We start from the raw sequence: 14519 nt of genomic DNA, 5'->3' as shown, positions 1-14519 counted from the left end.
CCTACGTCTACATGAGCGTTCCAAAGAGTATTGAACCTATAACTAGTATAATTCCTCCACCAAGTCTCGATGAAAGTTGTGCATAAGAAATTAAATCCATTCTGTCAGCTGCTCCAAGAACTGCTAAGTCACCAGATCCACCTCTGTTTGCCATACATAGGCCTGCTGTAACAGCAGAGTCAACAAAGAAGAATCCAACAAGGTGTCCAACAAGTCCTGAACCAATAACAGCACCAACAACAATTAAAAATGCCATAACAACATTACCAAAAGTGATAGCATCCCTTAGTTCAATTAAGTCAGTTTCAACACCAACACCAACCATTACTAAGATTACAATATTTTTTGTAAAGAAAGATTGAACTTCCTTTGCAGCTTGTCTAAGTGGGCCAGGAACAATTCCAAGTCCGTTAGCAAGAGCAACGATAATAATCATAAAAGCAAAGGGGTGAATTGGCACTGAAGGAACTAGTGGATCCCAAAGCTTATCAGCTACAAGTCTACCAAGTTGATAGAAAGTAAGAGCCATTAAAATTGCTCCAGCATAATCCTTTAATTGTGTAGTAAACTTTTCTTCGTTTTGTTCAATTTCAGGAGCAGATCTCATAAGAGTTTTCTTGTCTCCTGTAAGGCTTGGCTTACTCTTACCAATTTTATTTAAAATACCACCAGCAATAATAGCAAAGATATTTGCAATTGTAAGAATTGAAATAGCAAAGCCGTAATAGTTTGCAGCAGCATCTCCTGTAACTCTTTCATAAATTTGACTTAGAGGAACAGCTCCTGCACCGTTACCTCCACCCATTACAGGAAGAACATATTTTAAAACAGTGTTTGCTGGAGAAACTCCAAAGAAAAGTCCACCAATAATACCAAGGATAGCAGCACCTAAAACTCCGCCAAGAATTGCTGGAATATATCCTGCAAAAGATTTCATCATAAGCTCTCTGTTAAGTCCAAGAAGTGAACCAGAGATAAGCATAATGATGAAGAAGTTTAGTAGTCCCATTGGCTTAGAGTTAACAGATGAAATAAGTTCTACATATTCTTTTGGGATAACATGTAGATAAACTAAAACTGCTGAACCCAAGAAGGCAAGAACAAGCCCACCACCAACATAAGTGTTCCAAATTGGAATCCTCTCACCAATTTCATATAAAATGATACCTATTGCGAACATAAGGGCAATGCCCCCCGCTAAATCTTTAGACAAAACTCCCATGTATGTTGAGATAAAAACAATTATCGATAAAACTAATAACATTGGAAGGTTAAGTCCGAAATATTTTTTCTTCAATTATAAAAACCTCCTTTTTTCTATGATACCCTAGGAAGGCTTTTTTATTCAAGATGTTAAAGCCGTGAATTATCCATCTTAGACAAATATAAAATTGTTACAGTAACAAATTTAATTTGTAGGACCACTTTACCTTTCCTAATTTATTTTGAAAACAAGCTGTTCTTAGATTTTTATAAAAATTTTTCAGGGGTTTATTCAATAGTCTCTCTTATAATTTCCCTTACTCTCACTTCGAGTTCTTCTATCTTGTGTCTTTCTTCCTTGATGCAGGTTCTTGCTGTGTCGTCACAAAGAATGCACTTTCTCTCCGGAAGTCCCAGTGATGATCGTGAAATTTGTGAGAAGTCCTTGTCGTATATGTCGAGGTCAAGGAGTCTTCCTCCTAAGGATTCTTCTTCCACTTCCATCATGAGTTTTTTTATGAGTCTTCCATCGCCATCAAGGACTGCAAGGTATTCCATACCTGTAATTAAATTTTGGTAATCTTCAAATAAAATTTTTATTTTATTCTCTTCCAAAAGATTTTTAATTTTCTCTACATATTTTTTATGGAAGCTTACGGCCTCTTCAAAGTTTTTGTCTTCGCCAGGAATGTTTAACATAAAGGAAAGGACTGGAGCCTCATATTTTTCTGTCAGAGCCTTGATCTTGTAATATCTTTTTTCTTTTGCCTCAAGCATCCTATTCATAGCAAGTATCTTAGAGTCTTTCATCTATTATCCTCTGCCCTTCTTCTGACTTTAAAGCCCTTACCGTTGCTTCTGGCAAAAACTTGTAGGCTTCTTCAAATTTTCTTTCCTTTAAAAGTGTCCTAACCTTTGAAGCAGAAATTATTTCATTGCCAAGACTTATCCTAGGAATTTCTACAACTTCAACTCCATATTCTGGCAAGATTCTCTTCATGGTTTCGTTGTAATTTTTTGTAACTACATCCTTGTCTTCGCTTCCCACAAATCTCTTCTTTATGTTTAAAGCCTTGGCAAAGTAGCTTCCAAAGATTTTTGTGTCAAGTTCTGAATAGGCCTTTAGGATTGTCTTTTCGTCCTTATAAAAATATGTTGGGAAGGTGTTTTTTGAAATAATGTAGTCATTGCCTGGGTGGACAATGACGTCATCATACTCTTCCAACTCTTCCTTCACAATCTTGTACCTAAAGTCGTAAGGAAAGGTAGACCCATCCTCCTCTACCATAAAGATGTGTAAGAGGCCAGTTTGTTTTCTAGCTTCGTTAATTAAATAGAGGTGACCCTTGGTCATGGGGTTGGCGTTTATGACAATTGCACCAGACTCCCTCTCATCTTCAATGTTTTTTAAAAGCTTGTGAAGTTCATCTATCTTATTGTCCAAGAGGGCAACGTCTTCTGTATCTTCAACTAGAGAAAAACCAAAGTCTGTAAAAATCTTAATATTCTTTGGCTTTGTAAAGATGAAGAGATGCTTGTTGCCAATCTCGTATTGGTGATCAAGCAGCCTTGTGATTATTGCATTGGTAATTCCCATACCTTGGTAAGCTGGATCAATGGCAAAACACTTTAGGACCCTGCCAGCACAAGACCCCGTCCCAATAACTTTGTCACCATCAAGTGCAACAAGAGTGTAGTCCACGTCCCTCTCATAATTTATGTCGAAGCCCTCCAAGAATTTCTCAACATTCTTTTTCTCAAACTTCATAACCTCTCTATAGTCAATCAATGTTTCCCTCCAAGAGATAAAAATACAAGCTAAGAATCAAAAAGTCAGCGCAGCCACCTGGACTTAGGTTTCTCCTCTTGTACTCCTCATTTATTTTTTGGATTTCTTTCATTCCAGCTTCATTTTCGTACAATTTATTTTCAAGGACACGACTCGAAGTTTCTTTTAAAAATTCAAGACCTTCAAGCCCTCCTCTTTTGATTATGTTTGAATCCTCGATAAGGGACATAAAATAAAATAGGGTTCCAGTGAGGGCGTAGTCAAAATTTGTCTTCTTCTCAGCTTCCTTTAAGAAGTCTAGTCCCATAAGAGCCTTCTTAAAACCTTCCTCCGCCTCTTCTCTTATCCCCTTTAGTCCATATTTTTTGTAATTTTTTTCGCCGTGAGTCTCTGCCCTTTTAACTTTTAACTCGTCACTTATACCACGATTTAAGTAAGCCACTCGATCAATGACCCTTTCAAAAGAAAAGTCTCCTCTTCTAATTTCTATTGCACTTGCATAAACCATAAGGCCAAGAGAAAAAATAATTCCCTTGTGGGTGTTGGCTCCACCAGTTGCTTCTTTCATCTTGACTTCATAAAGCTTTCCATATTCTCTAAGCTCCAAGAAGTCCTCTCCCTTAGATTTTTCTCCAAGCTCGTAGGCAATTTTAAAATAGTCGTAGAGGACAAGTGATGACTTTAAGAAGTCCATGTAGTCCATGTCATCATGAGCACCCACATCTATTAGGCTAACAAGTCCTGGCTTGGGACTTAAAGAGACTTCGTAGATGAGAGCGTAGCTAGCAAGTCTTGCGATTTTATCTGAATTTAACATAATCCCTCCGCCTTCATTATAATAAATAAAAAATTTTTCATCTACTTTTTATTTTTGTCTAAGAGACCAGCAATTTTTGTCATCAAAAAAGAGAGGTCCATGCCTCTCGATTTTTATTTTATTAATTTTTAAACTATTTAATTTCTTTAGATTTTAATTTCAAAATTTTTTACACTTAAGTCAAAAAAATTAAAATTGGGCATCGTTATATCTTGCCTTGTAGACATAGGAGTTTTGATTTAAGGCTGTTAAGATTTGACCTTGGTGGTCCTTGTCCTTGGTGTCGATAATGATGCTTACGATCATAGAGTCTATTGTTTCTCCAACTAGGTCTACGTTTTGATAAATTTGAACGATGTTGGCACCTTGTTCTTCAAGAAGTCCTGAGATCTTAGTTAATTGTCCTGGTTGATCATCTAAATTAATCCTAAGCTCCATTCGCCTGTTGGTCTTGTAGAGTCCTTTTTCGATTACCTTTGAAACTCGAGTGACGTCGATGTTGCCACCAGATAGTACGCAACAAACTTTTTTGCCCCTGTGGTCGAACTTCCTATACATTAAAGCTGCAACTGTAGATGCTGCTGCTCCTTCTGTGATGATTTTGTTGTCTTCAAGAAGGGTTAGGATTGCAGAAGAAATTTCTCCCTCAGTTACGAGAACTATTTCATCCACATATTCCTTTACTATCTCATAAGTAATTTTTCCTGGAGTCTTAACTGCAATTCCATCAGCAATTGTTGACCCACCCTTGACTGTAATAATTTTTCCTTCCTTAATTGATTCATACATTGATGGTGAGATTTGAGTTTGAACTCCAATTATTTTTATGTCAGGCTTAATGGACTTAGCTGCAAGGGCAACTCCAGATATTAGTCCTCCACCGCCAATTGGCACTACTATTATGTCGACGTCAGGAAGGGACTCTAATATTTCTAGACCTAGTGTTCCTTGGCCTGCGATAATTTTTTCATCGTCAAAGGGGGCAATAAAAGTGTAGCCTTCTTCTTCAGATAATTTTTTTGCAAAGGCTGCTGCATCGTCAAAGGAATCTTTTACAAGTTCAACTTCAGCTCCGTAATTTCTTGTTGCCTTGACCTTGGATAGGGGTGCGTGATATGGCATGCAGATAATAGACTTTATTCCTCTCTCACTTGCTGACTTGGCAACACCTTGGGCGTGATTCCCTGCTGAGCAAGCCACAACTCCCCTTGCAGCTTCTTCATCTGATAAGGTTGCAATTTTATTGTAGGCTCCCCTAAGCTTAAAGGACCCTGTGTCTTGTAGGATTTCAACCTTTAGGTAAATGCCTTCTCCAAGGTTTGGTGTATAAACTACAGGAGTCTCTTTTATGTGACCCCTTAGTCTCTCTCTAGCTTCGTAAACTTCTTTGACGTCCATTTTACTCACCCTCTTTTTTATGATGGACAATACTTATAAATTTGTCCCCTTCTAAAATTTTTCTAACTCTCTTTTCAAAATCTATGCGGCTCATCCAAACAACTCGGTCACAGCCCAGGCACTTTAATTTCATATCGGCGCCCTTTCTTGCTATTTCCCACTTGTTCTCACCACATGGGTGCCCCTTCTTTAGGGTTACTATATCGCCTAGTTCATAGTAAAGCATGATCATCTTCCCCTTCTATAAATTTATTCCTAATCATAGGTGACTTAATATTTTCTCTCTGCATTGTTTTTAAAATCTCTGACCTAAGAGCATACTCCAAGTCATATTGTCTGCCCTGTCTTGTGTAATAGACAAGAGCCATCTTGTAGGCATCCTTTCCATTTTCAGTAACTCCCCACAAGTTTGGTCCAATAACCATATCTTCGTGGTCCCTGTACTTTTCTATAGCTGCCTTGATTTTTTCCTCCACAAAGTCTGGATCACAAGAATTGTCTAGGTAAAATTCAATTTTTGTCCTGACATTTGCCCTCTCCTTGTTGGAAATAATCGAAATGTTGCTGTTGGGTATGATGTGAAGTACCTTGTCAAAGTCACGAATTTTTGTAACCCTAAGTCCCAAGTCCTCTACTACTCCTTCAATGTCGTCAATCTTAACAAGGTCGCCAACAGAATATTGGTCTTCAAAAATTATAAAGAAGCCATTGATAAAGTCCTTAACAAGACTTTGGGCGCCAACACCTATTGCCAGTGAAAACACACCAAGAGTTGCAATAATCGGTGTGATGGAAATGTTAAAGACGCTCATAACTATGGTAAGCCCAATAAAAATTAGGATTACTTTTATGATGCGTCTGATTAAGTTTGTAACTGTTACAATCCTATTGTAGGATCCCTTTTCTTTTATCTTGTTTGAATTAAGTTGCCTACCTATAAAAGAATCTATTAATTTTAAAATTACAAAAGTTCCAATAACTACAAGGGCAACTACAAGGAGCCTCTCCCAGGACTCTAGACCTCTAAAGGTCGATCTCAGAGCCTGGTCTGCTTCACTTGCAACAGCACCTGTGTTCTTTTCTATGTTCACTTTTACACCTCTTTGTAAGTTGTCTCTATCTTGTTATCATCTTCTCTTATTGTGTTTGTGTTCACAACAGAATAAAGACTTAGGTTGCCGTTTCTCAAAGCCCCAATCAAAAGCCCATTAATCTTAATCTTGTCTAGGGAGTAGCCAAGTCTTGTGTAAAATTCTCCCGAATTTCCAATTTCTCCACCAACATCACTCGGTCCATAGACATAAATTGAGCCAGAAATATTTTCCATCTTGTTTACATTAGCTGCAATTATTTTTTTCTTGCCAGCCTTCAAGATGTAATTGTATTCAGTGATAATACCTGAGTGAAGAAGGTAAGTCTTCTTGCCTTCTACCAAGATGTCAGAAATATTTGGCACCCTGTCCTCATATTTTGTGCCAGAATTCATAAACCTATAAATAGCCTTGTCTGTAAGTGCCAAGACTGACCTCTTATCCCTCTTTAGGTACATAACAACTTCGTGGTTTAGGACCTGACTCGTCTTTTCACCCTTGTTTAGATTATAAACAAGAGAAGAGTAACCAGTTGTTTCATTTTTTATCTCTGCAACAGAAAGATTTTTATCGTCAACTACATCATGGGCCAAGATTTGATTGCCAGTCCTATAGATTTCAGTTAGAGTTGAATCGTTGCCCATTAAGTATAAAATTTCATTTTTATCATCCACTACGTGGAAAATTATATTTGCATTCTCATAGCTTATGTTAAAGATGTCGCCCTTAACATCTATTGTGGAAAGAAGCTCGCCCATCTCTGAATACATTTGGACCTTGCCAAGGTCCTTCTCATACAAGAAGGCGTAGTTGTTGGCAAAGAAGGCCTCAATGTTTTCATCTTCCCTTTGAATCTTCTTTACAATGTTTCCTTCCCTGTCTGTTATATATAAAACTGGATCAGCCCATAAAAAGACAGACTTGGATGCAAGGCTAAAGTCCTTTATGGGTTCATTAACACTTACTCCCTTAAGTCTTACTATGGTCCTGTCCTTAGAAAAATTTTTATGGTTAATATATATAAATCCTAAAAATATAAATAACAAAAATAAAATTATTGCGTGATTTTTTTTAATTTTCAAAATACCACTCCCGACTTCATTATAACATTTATACTTTTAATTTTGCATTGAATTGAAATAAAAAAAGAGGGCTCTTCACCCTCATTAAAGTTTATTTTTTGTTTAAGATTATGGCACCTGTTAGGACGAAGATAAGTCCCAAGACAATATTTATTGTGAGGTCTTCGCCAAGCACTATGATGGATAAAATTGTCCCAAAGATTGGAACAAATAATTTATAAATTCCAAACTCGCTGGAACTGTGAGTCTGAAGGACAAAGGTCCAAATTGTAAAGGATGTTGCCGATATAAAGGCTCCGTAAGATAGCATTACAAATAGAAGGAAGTCAAAGTTCACATTGGACTTGTGAGTGATGGCTCCAATAATTATTAGGGGCGTTGCTCCAAGGGCAAATTGCGATGCAGTTAGAAGAAAGCCATTTAATTTTCTTCCATACTTTCTTATTAGGACGCTGGAAAGGGCGTTAAAAGTTGTAGCTATAAGGACAAAGCCTTCTCCACTTAACTTAAAGTGTAAGCCTCCCCCTCCCTTTAGGTTGATGATTAAAATACCAATAGATCCAACTAGAAGAGCAGAAAGCTTCCTCTTGGTAAACTTCTCTTCGCTAATTAAGAGGACAGAAATCACAACTGTAATAAAGGCATTTGATGCCTGGATAACTGCTGCAAGTGATCCAAGTGTGTTGGATAGTCCAATATAGTAAAACATATACTGAAGGCAAGTTTGAAAAAGTGCCAAGACCAAGATGAATTTTATGTTTATATTTTCCTTCTTCACTTCTTCCTTGTTAAAGAGTCCAAAGTAGATAAAGGTTAAGATGCCTGCCATAAAGAACCTAATCCCTGCTATTAAAATTTTTCCACCTGTATCATCTGGCATGATATTAGCGTGGATGTAAGTTGTCTTTATTAAGGGTATAGCAGAACCCCAAAGTAGCATGGCAAAAAGTGAAAACACTATTGCCCATTTCTTTTCTTTTATAAGTTTCATTTTTTCCTCCCATCTCATAAATTTTTGCATTTCATAAAAATAAAATTGCAAAGTCTTAATGAGATTTAAAAATAATTTTTAAGCTCTTAATAAGTTTTTAAAAATAAATTATTAAGGCAAATAAAATTTTAAATTAAAAAAGGAGGTCGCCCTCCCCTTTTATATTTTATTAAAATTCTTGAATCTTTCTTCTAATGTTTTCTTTAGTGAATCCAAATCTTTCAAAGACTTCTGATCCCTTTCCACTTGCTCCAAAGGTATCAATGGAAATTGCCATTCCCTTTATGCCAATGTACTTGTGCCAGCCAAAGGATGATAGGGCTTCAAGTGAAATCCTCTTAGTGATCTTTGATGGAAGAATTTCTTCCTTGTAGTCAGAGGATTGGGCATCAAACATTTCCATAGAAGGCATTGAAACAACACGAACTCCCTTGAGTCCTTCTGCTGCTTCAAGGGCAAGAGAAACTTCTGAACCTGTAGCGATTACAATTTTTTCAAGTTCTCCCTCTTCCTTCTTAATTATATAGGCACCCCTGTAAACATCCCTTGAAGAATTTTCAAGTTGTGGAAGATTTTGTCTTGATAGGGCAAGAACAAAAGGTGTGTTCTTTGAATTGAAGGCAAGGTTAAGTGAAGCTGCAGTTTCACGTCCATCAGCAGGTCTTATTACAACAATTCCTGGAATAGACCTTAGCATTGCAAGGTGTTCTATTGGTTGGTGAGTAGGTCCGTCTTCGCCAACTCCAATGGAGTCGTGAGTGAAGATGTAGACATTTGGAATGTTCATAAGGGCTGCTAACCTAATTGTTGGTTTTAGGTAGTCACTGAAAACCAAGAAGGTTGATGCATAAGTCCTTAGACCTCCATGAAGAAGGATTCCGTTAGTGATTGCCCCCATAGCATTTTCACGAACACCAAAAGTTATATTTCTTCCAAGTCTATTTTCAGCTGTGAAATATTCTTCTCCTTTTAGCATAGTCTTGTTTGATGGACCAAGATCAGCTGAACCACCAAAGATGTGGATGTTGTCCTTGGCAATCTTGTTCAAAACTTCGCCAGATATGGAACGAGTTGCCATGTCCTTATCAAAGGAATCATAATAGGAGTCTTCCAATAATTCCTTTTTTTCTAACTTAAAGGATCCAAGATAGTCCTCATATTCCTTAGGATACTTTTTCGCATACTCTTCTTCGATTTTTTTCTTTTCATTGACCTTTGCAGTGTTTTCTTCCACGATTTTTTGGAAGTGGGCTTTCACGTCTTCTGCAACATAAAAGTCTTCATCAGGAAGTCCAAAGAATTCACGAGTTGACTTTCTGTCTTCCTTGCCAAGAGGTTCGCCGTGAGCCTTTGCAGAGTCTTCTCTTGGTGAGCCGTAGCCAATTTTTGTTTTAACTTCAATAAGTGCAGGCTTGTCAGATTTTTTTGCCTCTTCAATTTTTGCATTTATTTCATCTAGGTCATTTCCATCATGAACTACAAAAGTGTCCCAACCAAGGGCCTTGTACCTGTCACAAACATTTTCTGAGAAGGCAAGGTCAGTTGATCCTTCAATGGAAATTTTATTTGAATCGTAAAGTACGATTAGTTTACTTAATTTAAGTGTGCCAGCTAGTGACGATGCTTCGTTAGAAATTCCTTCCATTAAACATCCATCCCCTACTAGGGCATAAGTATAGTGGTCAACAAGTTTCAAGTCATCCTTGTTGTAAAGGGCTGCAAGTTTTTCTTCTGCAATTGCCATACCAACTGCCATGGCAATCCCTTGGCCAAGAGGTCCAGTAGTTGCTTCAACACCCTTAGTGTGACCATACTCTGGATGACCTGGTGTTCTCGAGTCAAGTTGTCTAAAGTTCTTTAAGTCATCAAGGCTTAGACCATAGTCAAATAAGTAAAAAAGTGAATATAATAGAGCAGATCCATGTCCTGCAGAAAGGACAAACCTATCCCTATTCTTCCAATCCAAGTCCTTAGAATCTCTCACTAGGTGATTCTTAAAAAGAGCATAGGCCATTGGTGCAGCACCAAGGGGTAGACCTGGGTGACCTGAATTTGCTTTTTCAATTTGATCAACAGATAGCATTCTCAAAGTATTAACTGCTTTATTTTCGATATTCAAAATTACTCTCCTTACTCAACTGAATTTTTATCTCTCATAACTGCCAACAAAAATTTTGGCAAATCAATTTGTCTCTTTATCCTAGATGGATTTTTTATAAGCCTGTAAAGCCACTCGAGGCCAAGCTTTATAAAAATATCTGGGGCCCTGTTTGCCCTACCTGATAAAATATCTAGGACTCCGCCATTTCCAATTATGACCTTAGCATTTATGTCCTTCTTCCATGCGTCAATCCACTTTTCTTGACGTGGAAAACCAAAGCCAACAAAGACTATGTCAATGGCCTTGGAATTTATTTCTTTAATTATTTCTTCTTCAGCGCTAGATGTTTCGCCATCTAGCTTGGATTTGAAATATCCATTGTGAAAACCTGCAACCTTAAGATTTTTATACTTTTCATTGACAGCACTTGCTGCATCCTTAGCAACACCTTCCTTGCCACCTAAAAAATATAAGTTAAGTCCCATCTCATCAGCAAGCTCAAGTAGCTTAATGGAAGTGTCAAAACCTGTGACCCTTTCCTTCAAAGGCTTCTTCCTAAGCTTTGATGCGTAGATAAGACCAATCCCATCAGCAAGGACTAAGTCGCCTGAGTTGACAAGCTTCTTAAGTTCTTCGTCCCTCTTAGCTGCCATTACGATTTCAGTATTTGGTGTGTAAATTTTTTTAAGTGAATCTCCTCTTAGGAAGTCCCTTAAAATATTTTCGCACTCAGAATTATCAATGTTTAGAATTTCAACTCCAAAAATTTTTACTTTCTTCATAAATCTCTCCGATAATAAGTTTATCACATAGGCAAGAGCTTTTCTATTATTTATAATTTTTAAAACTTAAATTTTAATATTTATTGTCCCACTAGGTCGCAAGAATAAATTTTAAATTTCTACAAAAAAAGACTACCTCTTTCGAGATAGTCAATATGTATGTTGCCCAATTACTTTATCGCCAAGCTAACTTTTATTGCTGCGTCAATCTCTCCAATAACATCCTTGTCGAATTTACCGATCTTCTCTCTCAACCTTTTTTTGTCGATTGTCCTCAGTTGCTCCAGAAGAATCACAGAATTCTTGGGCAGCGGAACATCTTTAGCTTTCACATTAACATGGGTTGGTAACTTCGCCTTGTTAAGTTGAGATGTAATTGCAGCTACAATTAAAGTAGGCGAATACTTGTTTCCAATGTCATTTTGAACAACAACTACGGGCCTAACCCCTCCCTGTTCTGATCCAATAACTGGCGACAGGTCGGCATAAAATATGTCCCCTCTTTTTATCATCATAATTTTTCACCTTTTAAGGCAAGAGAGAATTAAAGATTAACCTATTAGCAACCTTTATAACATTCTATCACATTTCTTCTTATTATATACACTAATTGGAAAATTTTTTGACTTTTTTACTTGCAAATTGCTTTACTTTTCTTCAAAAAGTTTAAATACTTGATCAAGTCCTTCTATTAAGTCTCTTGCCCTTAGGCTGGTCTTTGAATTTTTTCTCGCATAGATGTCACCTGATAGTCCGTGAACATAAACTCCAAGTCTTGCAGCATCAAACAAGTTGTAAGTTTTCATAAGGGCAGAGATTATTCCCGTCAAGACGTCTCCTGATCCTCCTGTTGCCATACCAGAGTTGCCTGTCCTATTGATGTAAGTTCTCTCTCCATCTGTGACTATTGTTTCATGACCCTTTAAGACTAAGATGACCTTATATTTTTTTGCAAACTCTTCTGCCACTGCCTTGCGATTATTTTTTATTTCTTCTATAGATAATCCAGTAAGTCTTGCAAACTCACCCTCATGTGGTGTTAGGATACTTGTAAAATTTTTTCTCTCCTCTAATAAGTTCAAATTTTTTGACAAGAGGTTAAGACCATCGGCATCTATTAAAAGATTTTTTTCTGTTTTTATTGTTCTCTCAAAAACTTTTTTTCCATAAGCTCCTAGTCCCATACCTGGTCCCATGGCTACTGCATCAATCCCTTCAAGGAATTTTTCCATTTCATCTAAGTCATCAAAGGTCTTTGCTATGGGCTCAATGAATTTTATGGACATGATATCAAAGATTTCTCTTGGGACTATATTGTAAACTAAACCTGCACCAGACTTTAATGCTGCGTTTGATGCAAGGTAAGACGACCCAGTCATCCCCATGGACCCCCCAATGATTGCAATTTTTCCAAAGTCTCCCTTGTGACCAAAGTCATATCGATCCTTCCAAAGGGATTTTATTTCTTCATCTAAAATTATTTCTTCTTCATAATTTTTTCCCATTAAGTTTTCTCCCCTTACTCTTGCCACAGCTACTGCATAGTTCCTCTCGTGGCTAATAGATAAATCAAATTTCGCATCAAAGACTTCTGCGTAAGGAGAGTCTCCTCTGTATTTAATTTTTATGTCCTTAAAAGAAATTTTTCCAATGCCAGTGCCAAGGGCCTTTGCCACAGCTTCCTTGGCAGCAAAAATTCCCCCTGCCCTCTCATAGGCTTCCTTCCTTTTTTTTATTCTTTCAATCTCATCTTCATTAAAAACCTTGTGAAGAAAATTTTCATTCTCATCCATTAGTTTTTTTATCCTAGAAATTTCTACTATATCTATGCCTAACATCTCATCACCATTGACTTTTATTTTATTTTCGATTATTATATCATAAATAGTATGAATATAAGACGTTGAAGATATACAGTAGGCGAAAGCTGAATTACAATATTGGAGTCTGATAATCTTTGAGGCCTCGGCGAAGAAAGGTGGTACCACGAATGCGTCCTTTCGTTCACGGGGCTCTTTTTATTTTTTTGGAGGGTTTTATGGAAAATGTATACGATATTTTAAGCGAGAGAGGTTACTTAGACCAATGCACTTACGAAGATGAGCTAAGAGAAATGCTTGGCAAGGAATCAGTCCCCTTTTACATTGGCTTTGATGCAACTGCTGACTCCCTAACTCTTGGTCACTTTATCCAAATAAGAGTAATGCAACACATGCAAAGGGCTGGTCACGTTCCTATAGCTTTACTAGGTGGTGGAACTACAACTATTGGCGACCCATCAGGTAAGTCTGATATGAGAACTCTTATGGACAGAGAAACTATTAACTACAACGCAAGAAGATTTAAGGAACAAATTTCTAGCTTCTTAGATTTTTCTGATGGCAAGGGCTACATTGAAAACAACGCTGACTGGTTAACTAAGTTGAACTTCCTAGACTTTGTAAGAGAAATTGGTATCCACTTCTCTGTTAACAGGATGCTACAATTTGATTGCTACAAGAACAGGATGGAAGGAGGACTTACTTTCTTCGAATTTTCTTACATGCTTATGCAATCCTACGACTACCTATACCTATACAGAAAGCATGGCTGTAAGCTAGAAGTTGGTGGCTCTGATCAATGGTCCAACATACTTGGTGGTTATGAACTTGTTAGAAAGCTTGAAGGCGACAAGGTTTATGCCATGACTTTTAAACTTCTTACTACTGCAGCAGGAATCAAGATGGGTAAGACTATGGCTGGAGCAATTTGGCTTGACCCAGAAAAGACTACACCTTACGAAATGTTCCAATACCTAAGGAACTGTGACGACAGAGATGTTATTAAGTTCATGAAGCTTCTTACTATGCTTCCACTTGATAAGATTGCTGAATACGAAAAATTGGAAGGTGCTGAAATAAACAAGGCAAAAGAAGTTCTTGCTTACGAAGTTGTAAAAGACGTTCACGGAGAAGAAGCCGCTAAGGCTGCCCTTGATGCATCTCACTCCCTCTTTGGTGGCGACAAGGCATCAGAAGACATACCTGCAACTGAATTTGAAGCTGCAAAGTTCGACGAGCCTGTTGGAATCCTAAACCTTATGACAGAGCTTGGACTTATCAAGACAAACTCTGAAGGCAGAAGACTTATTCAACAAGGCGGGGTTAGCATTGACGATGAAAAAGTAACTGATCCTAAACTTGAAATCACAAAGGACGACTTCAAGAATGGAGAAATTATTATTAGAAAGGGTAAAAAAGTTTACCACAAGCTTATTATAAAGTGA

At 37.4% G+C, this 14519-nt stretch carries 14 protein-coding genes; 1 reads left to right on the top strand and 13 read right to left on the bottom strand.

Annotated features, from left to right (window positions below):
- Positions 1-7: 7 nt before the first annotated feature.
- The 13 genes from HMPREF1864_RS01395 to HMPREF1864_RS01335 form a co-directional block, all read right to left on the bottom strand.
- Entirely contained in the window at positions 8-1297 is a 1290-nt protein-coding gene (locus HMPREF1864_RS01395) for a 2-hydroxycarboxylate transporter family protein (RefSeq protein WP_062571055.1), read from the bottom strand.
- Positions 1298-1491: 194 nt separating this feature from the next.
- Positions 1492-2013, bottom strand: coding sequence for a citrate lyase holo-[acyl-carrier protein] synthase (gene citX / locus HMPREF1864_RS01390; protein ID WP_062571054.1), 522 nt, complete (start codon positions 2011-2013; stop codon positions 1492-1494).
- Positions 2000-2992 (bottom strand): [citrate (pro-3S)-lyase] ligase, encoded by a 993-nt coding sequence (gene citC, locus HMPREF1864_RS01385; protein ID WP_062571053.1) that lies wholly within the window; start codon positions 2990-2992, stop codon positions 2000-2002. Before citC ends, citX begins: the two co-directional genes overlap by 14 nt.
- Positions 2985-3809 (bottom strand): triphosphoribosyl-dephospho-CoA synthase, encoded by an 825-nt coding sequence (locus HMPREF1864_RS01380; RefSeq protein WP_062571052.1) that lies wholly within the window; start codon positions 3807-3809, stop codon positions 2985-2987. The genes citC and HMPREF1864_RS01380 overlap by 8 nt, the downstream gene beginning before the upstream one ends.
- A 189-nt stretch (positions 3810-3998) precedes the next feature.
- Entirely contained in the window at positions 3999-5207 is a 1209-nt protein-coding gene (ilvA, locus tag HMPREF1864_RS01375) for a threonine ammonia-lyase (RefSeq protein WP_062571051.1), read from the bottom strand.
- Position 5208: 1 nt separating this feature from the next.
- Positions 5209-5433 (bottom strand): DUF951 domain-containing protein, encoded by a 225-nt coding sequence (locus HMPREF1864_RS01370; RefSeq protein WP_062571050.1) that lies wholly within the window; start codon positions 5431-5433, stop codon positions 5209-5211.
- Positions 5420-6298: a mechanosensitive ion channel family protein gene (locus HMPREF1864_RS01365; RefSeq protein WP_062571049.1), complete on the bottom strand. Its 879-nt coding sequence runs from the start codon at positions 6296-6298 to the stop codon at positions 5420-5422. The genes HMPREF1864_RS01370 and HMPREF1864_RS01365 overlap by 14 nt, the downstream gene beginning before the upstream one ends.
- Before the next feature lie 2 nt (positions 6299-6300).
- Positions 6301-7380, bottom strand: coding sequence for a hypothetical protein (locus HMPREF1864_RS01360; RefSeq protein WP_062571048.1), 1080 nt, complete (start codon positions 7378-7380; stop codon positions 6301-6303).
- Positions 7381-7471: 91 nt separating this feature from the next.
- Positions 7472-8371: a DMT family transporter gene (locus tag HMPREF1864_RS01355; protein WP_062571047.1), complete on the bottom strand. Its 900-nt coding sequence runs from the start codon at positions 8369-8371 to the stop codon at positions 7472-7474.
- A gap of 169 nt (positions 8372-8540) precedes the next feature.
- Complete coding sequence (tkt, locus tag HMPREF1864_RS01350) at positions 8541-10490, bottom strand: transketolase (protein ID WP_062571046.1); 1950 nt, start codon at positions 10488-10490, stop codon at positions 8541-8543.
- An 11-nt stretch (positions 10491-10501) separates the two neighbouring features.
- Positions 10502-11254, bottom strand: coding sequence for a WecB/TagA/CpsF family glycosyltransferase (locus tag HMPREF1864_RS01345; protein WP_062571045.1), 753 nt, complete (start codon positions 11252-11254; stop codon positions 10502-10504).
- Between the two features lie 170 nt (positions 11255-11424).
- Positions 11425-11769 (bottom strand): type II toxin-antitoxin system PemK/MazF family toxin, encoded by a 345-nt coding sequence (locus tag HMPREF1864_RS01340; protein WP_005956990.1) that lies wholly within the window; start codon positions 11767-11769, stop codon positions 11425-11427.
- A gap of 132 nt (positions 11770-11901) precedes the next feature.
- Positions 11902-13092, bottom strand: a complete 1191-nt coding sequence (locus HMPREF1864_RS01335; RefSeq protein ID WP_062571044.1) for an NAD(P)H-hydrate dehydratase — start codon at positions 13090-13092, stop codon at positions 11902-11904.
- A 200-nt stretch (positions 13093-13292) separates the two neighbouring features.
- On the opposite strand from HMPREF1864_RS01335, the gene tyrS reads away from it, so the two are divergent.
- The gene (gene tyrS / locus HMPREF1864_RS01330) at positions 13293-14519 is read left to right on the top strand and encodes a tyrosine--tRNA ligase (protein WP_062571043.1); all 1227 of its coding nucleotides are present in this window, start codon (positions 13293-13295) and stop codon (positions 14517-14519) included.

This window comes from Peptoniphilus sp. DNF00840 (assembly GCF_001553125.1).
Taxonomy (GTDB): Bacteria; Bacillota; Clostridia; order Tissierellales; family Peptoniphilaceae; genus Peptoniphilus_A; species Peptoniphilus_A vaginalis.
Note: the sequence above shows the minus strand (reverse complement) of the source record. Positions and strands in the feature narration are given on the sequence as shown.

Bases quoted from the DNA above. Each gene is read 5' to 3' on its own strand.
- citX (WP_062571054.1), bottom strand. From the start codon at position 2,013: ATGAAAGACTCTAAGATACTTGCTATGAATAGGATGCTTGAGGCAAAA.
- HMPREF1864_RS01380 (WP_062571052.1), bottom strand. From the start codon at position 3,809: ATGTTAAATTCAGATAAAATCGCAAGACTTGCTAGCTACGCTCTCATC.
- ilvA (WP_062571051.1), bottom strand. From the start codon at position 5,207: ATGGACGTCAAAGAAGTTTACGAAGCTAGAGAGAGACTAAGGGGTCAC.
- HMPREF1864_RS01370 (WP_062571050.1), bottom strand. From the start codon at position 5,433: ATGCTTTACTATGAACTAGGCGATATAGTAACCCTAAAGAAGGGGCAC.
- HMPREF1864_RS01355 (WP_062571047.1), bottom strand. From the start codon at position 8,371: ATGAAACTTATAAAAGAAAAGAAATGGGCAATAGTGTTTTCACTTTTT.
- HMPREF1864_RS01345 (WP_062571045.1), bottom strand. From the start codon at position 11,254: ATGAAGAAAGTAAAAATTTTTGGAGTTGAAATTCTAAACATTGATAAT.
- HMPREF1864_RS01340 (WP_005956990.1), bottom strand. From the start codon at position 11,769: ATGATGATAAAAAGAGGGGACATATTTTATGCCGACCTGTCGCCAGTT.
- HMPREF1864_RS01335 (WP_062571044.1), bottom strand. From the start codon at position 13,092: ATGTTAGGCATAGATATAGTAGAAATTTCTAGGATAAAAAAACTAATG.
- tyrS (WP_062571043.1), top strand. From the start codon at position 13,293: ATGGAAAATGTATACGATATTTTAAGCGAGAGAGGTTACTTAGACCAA.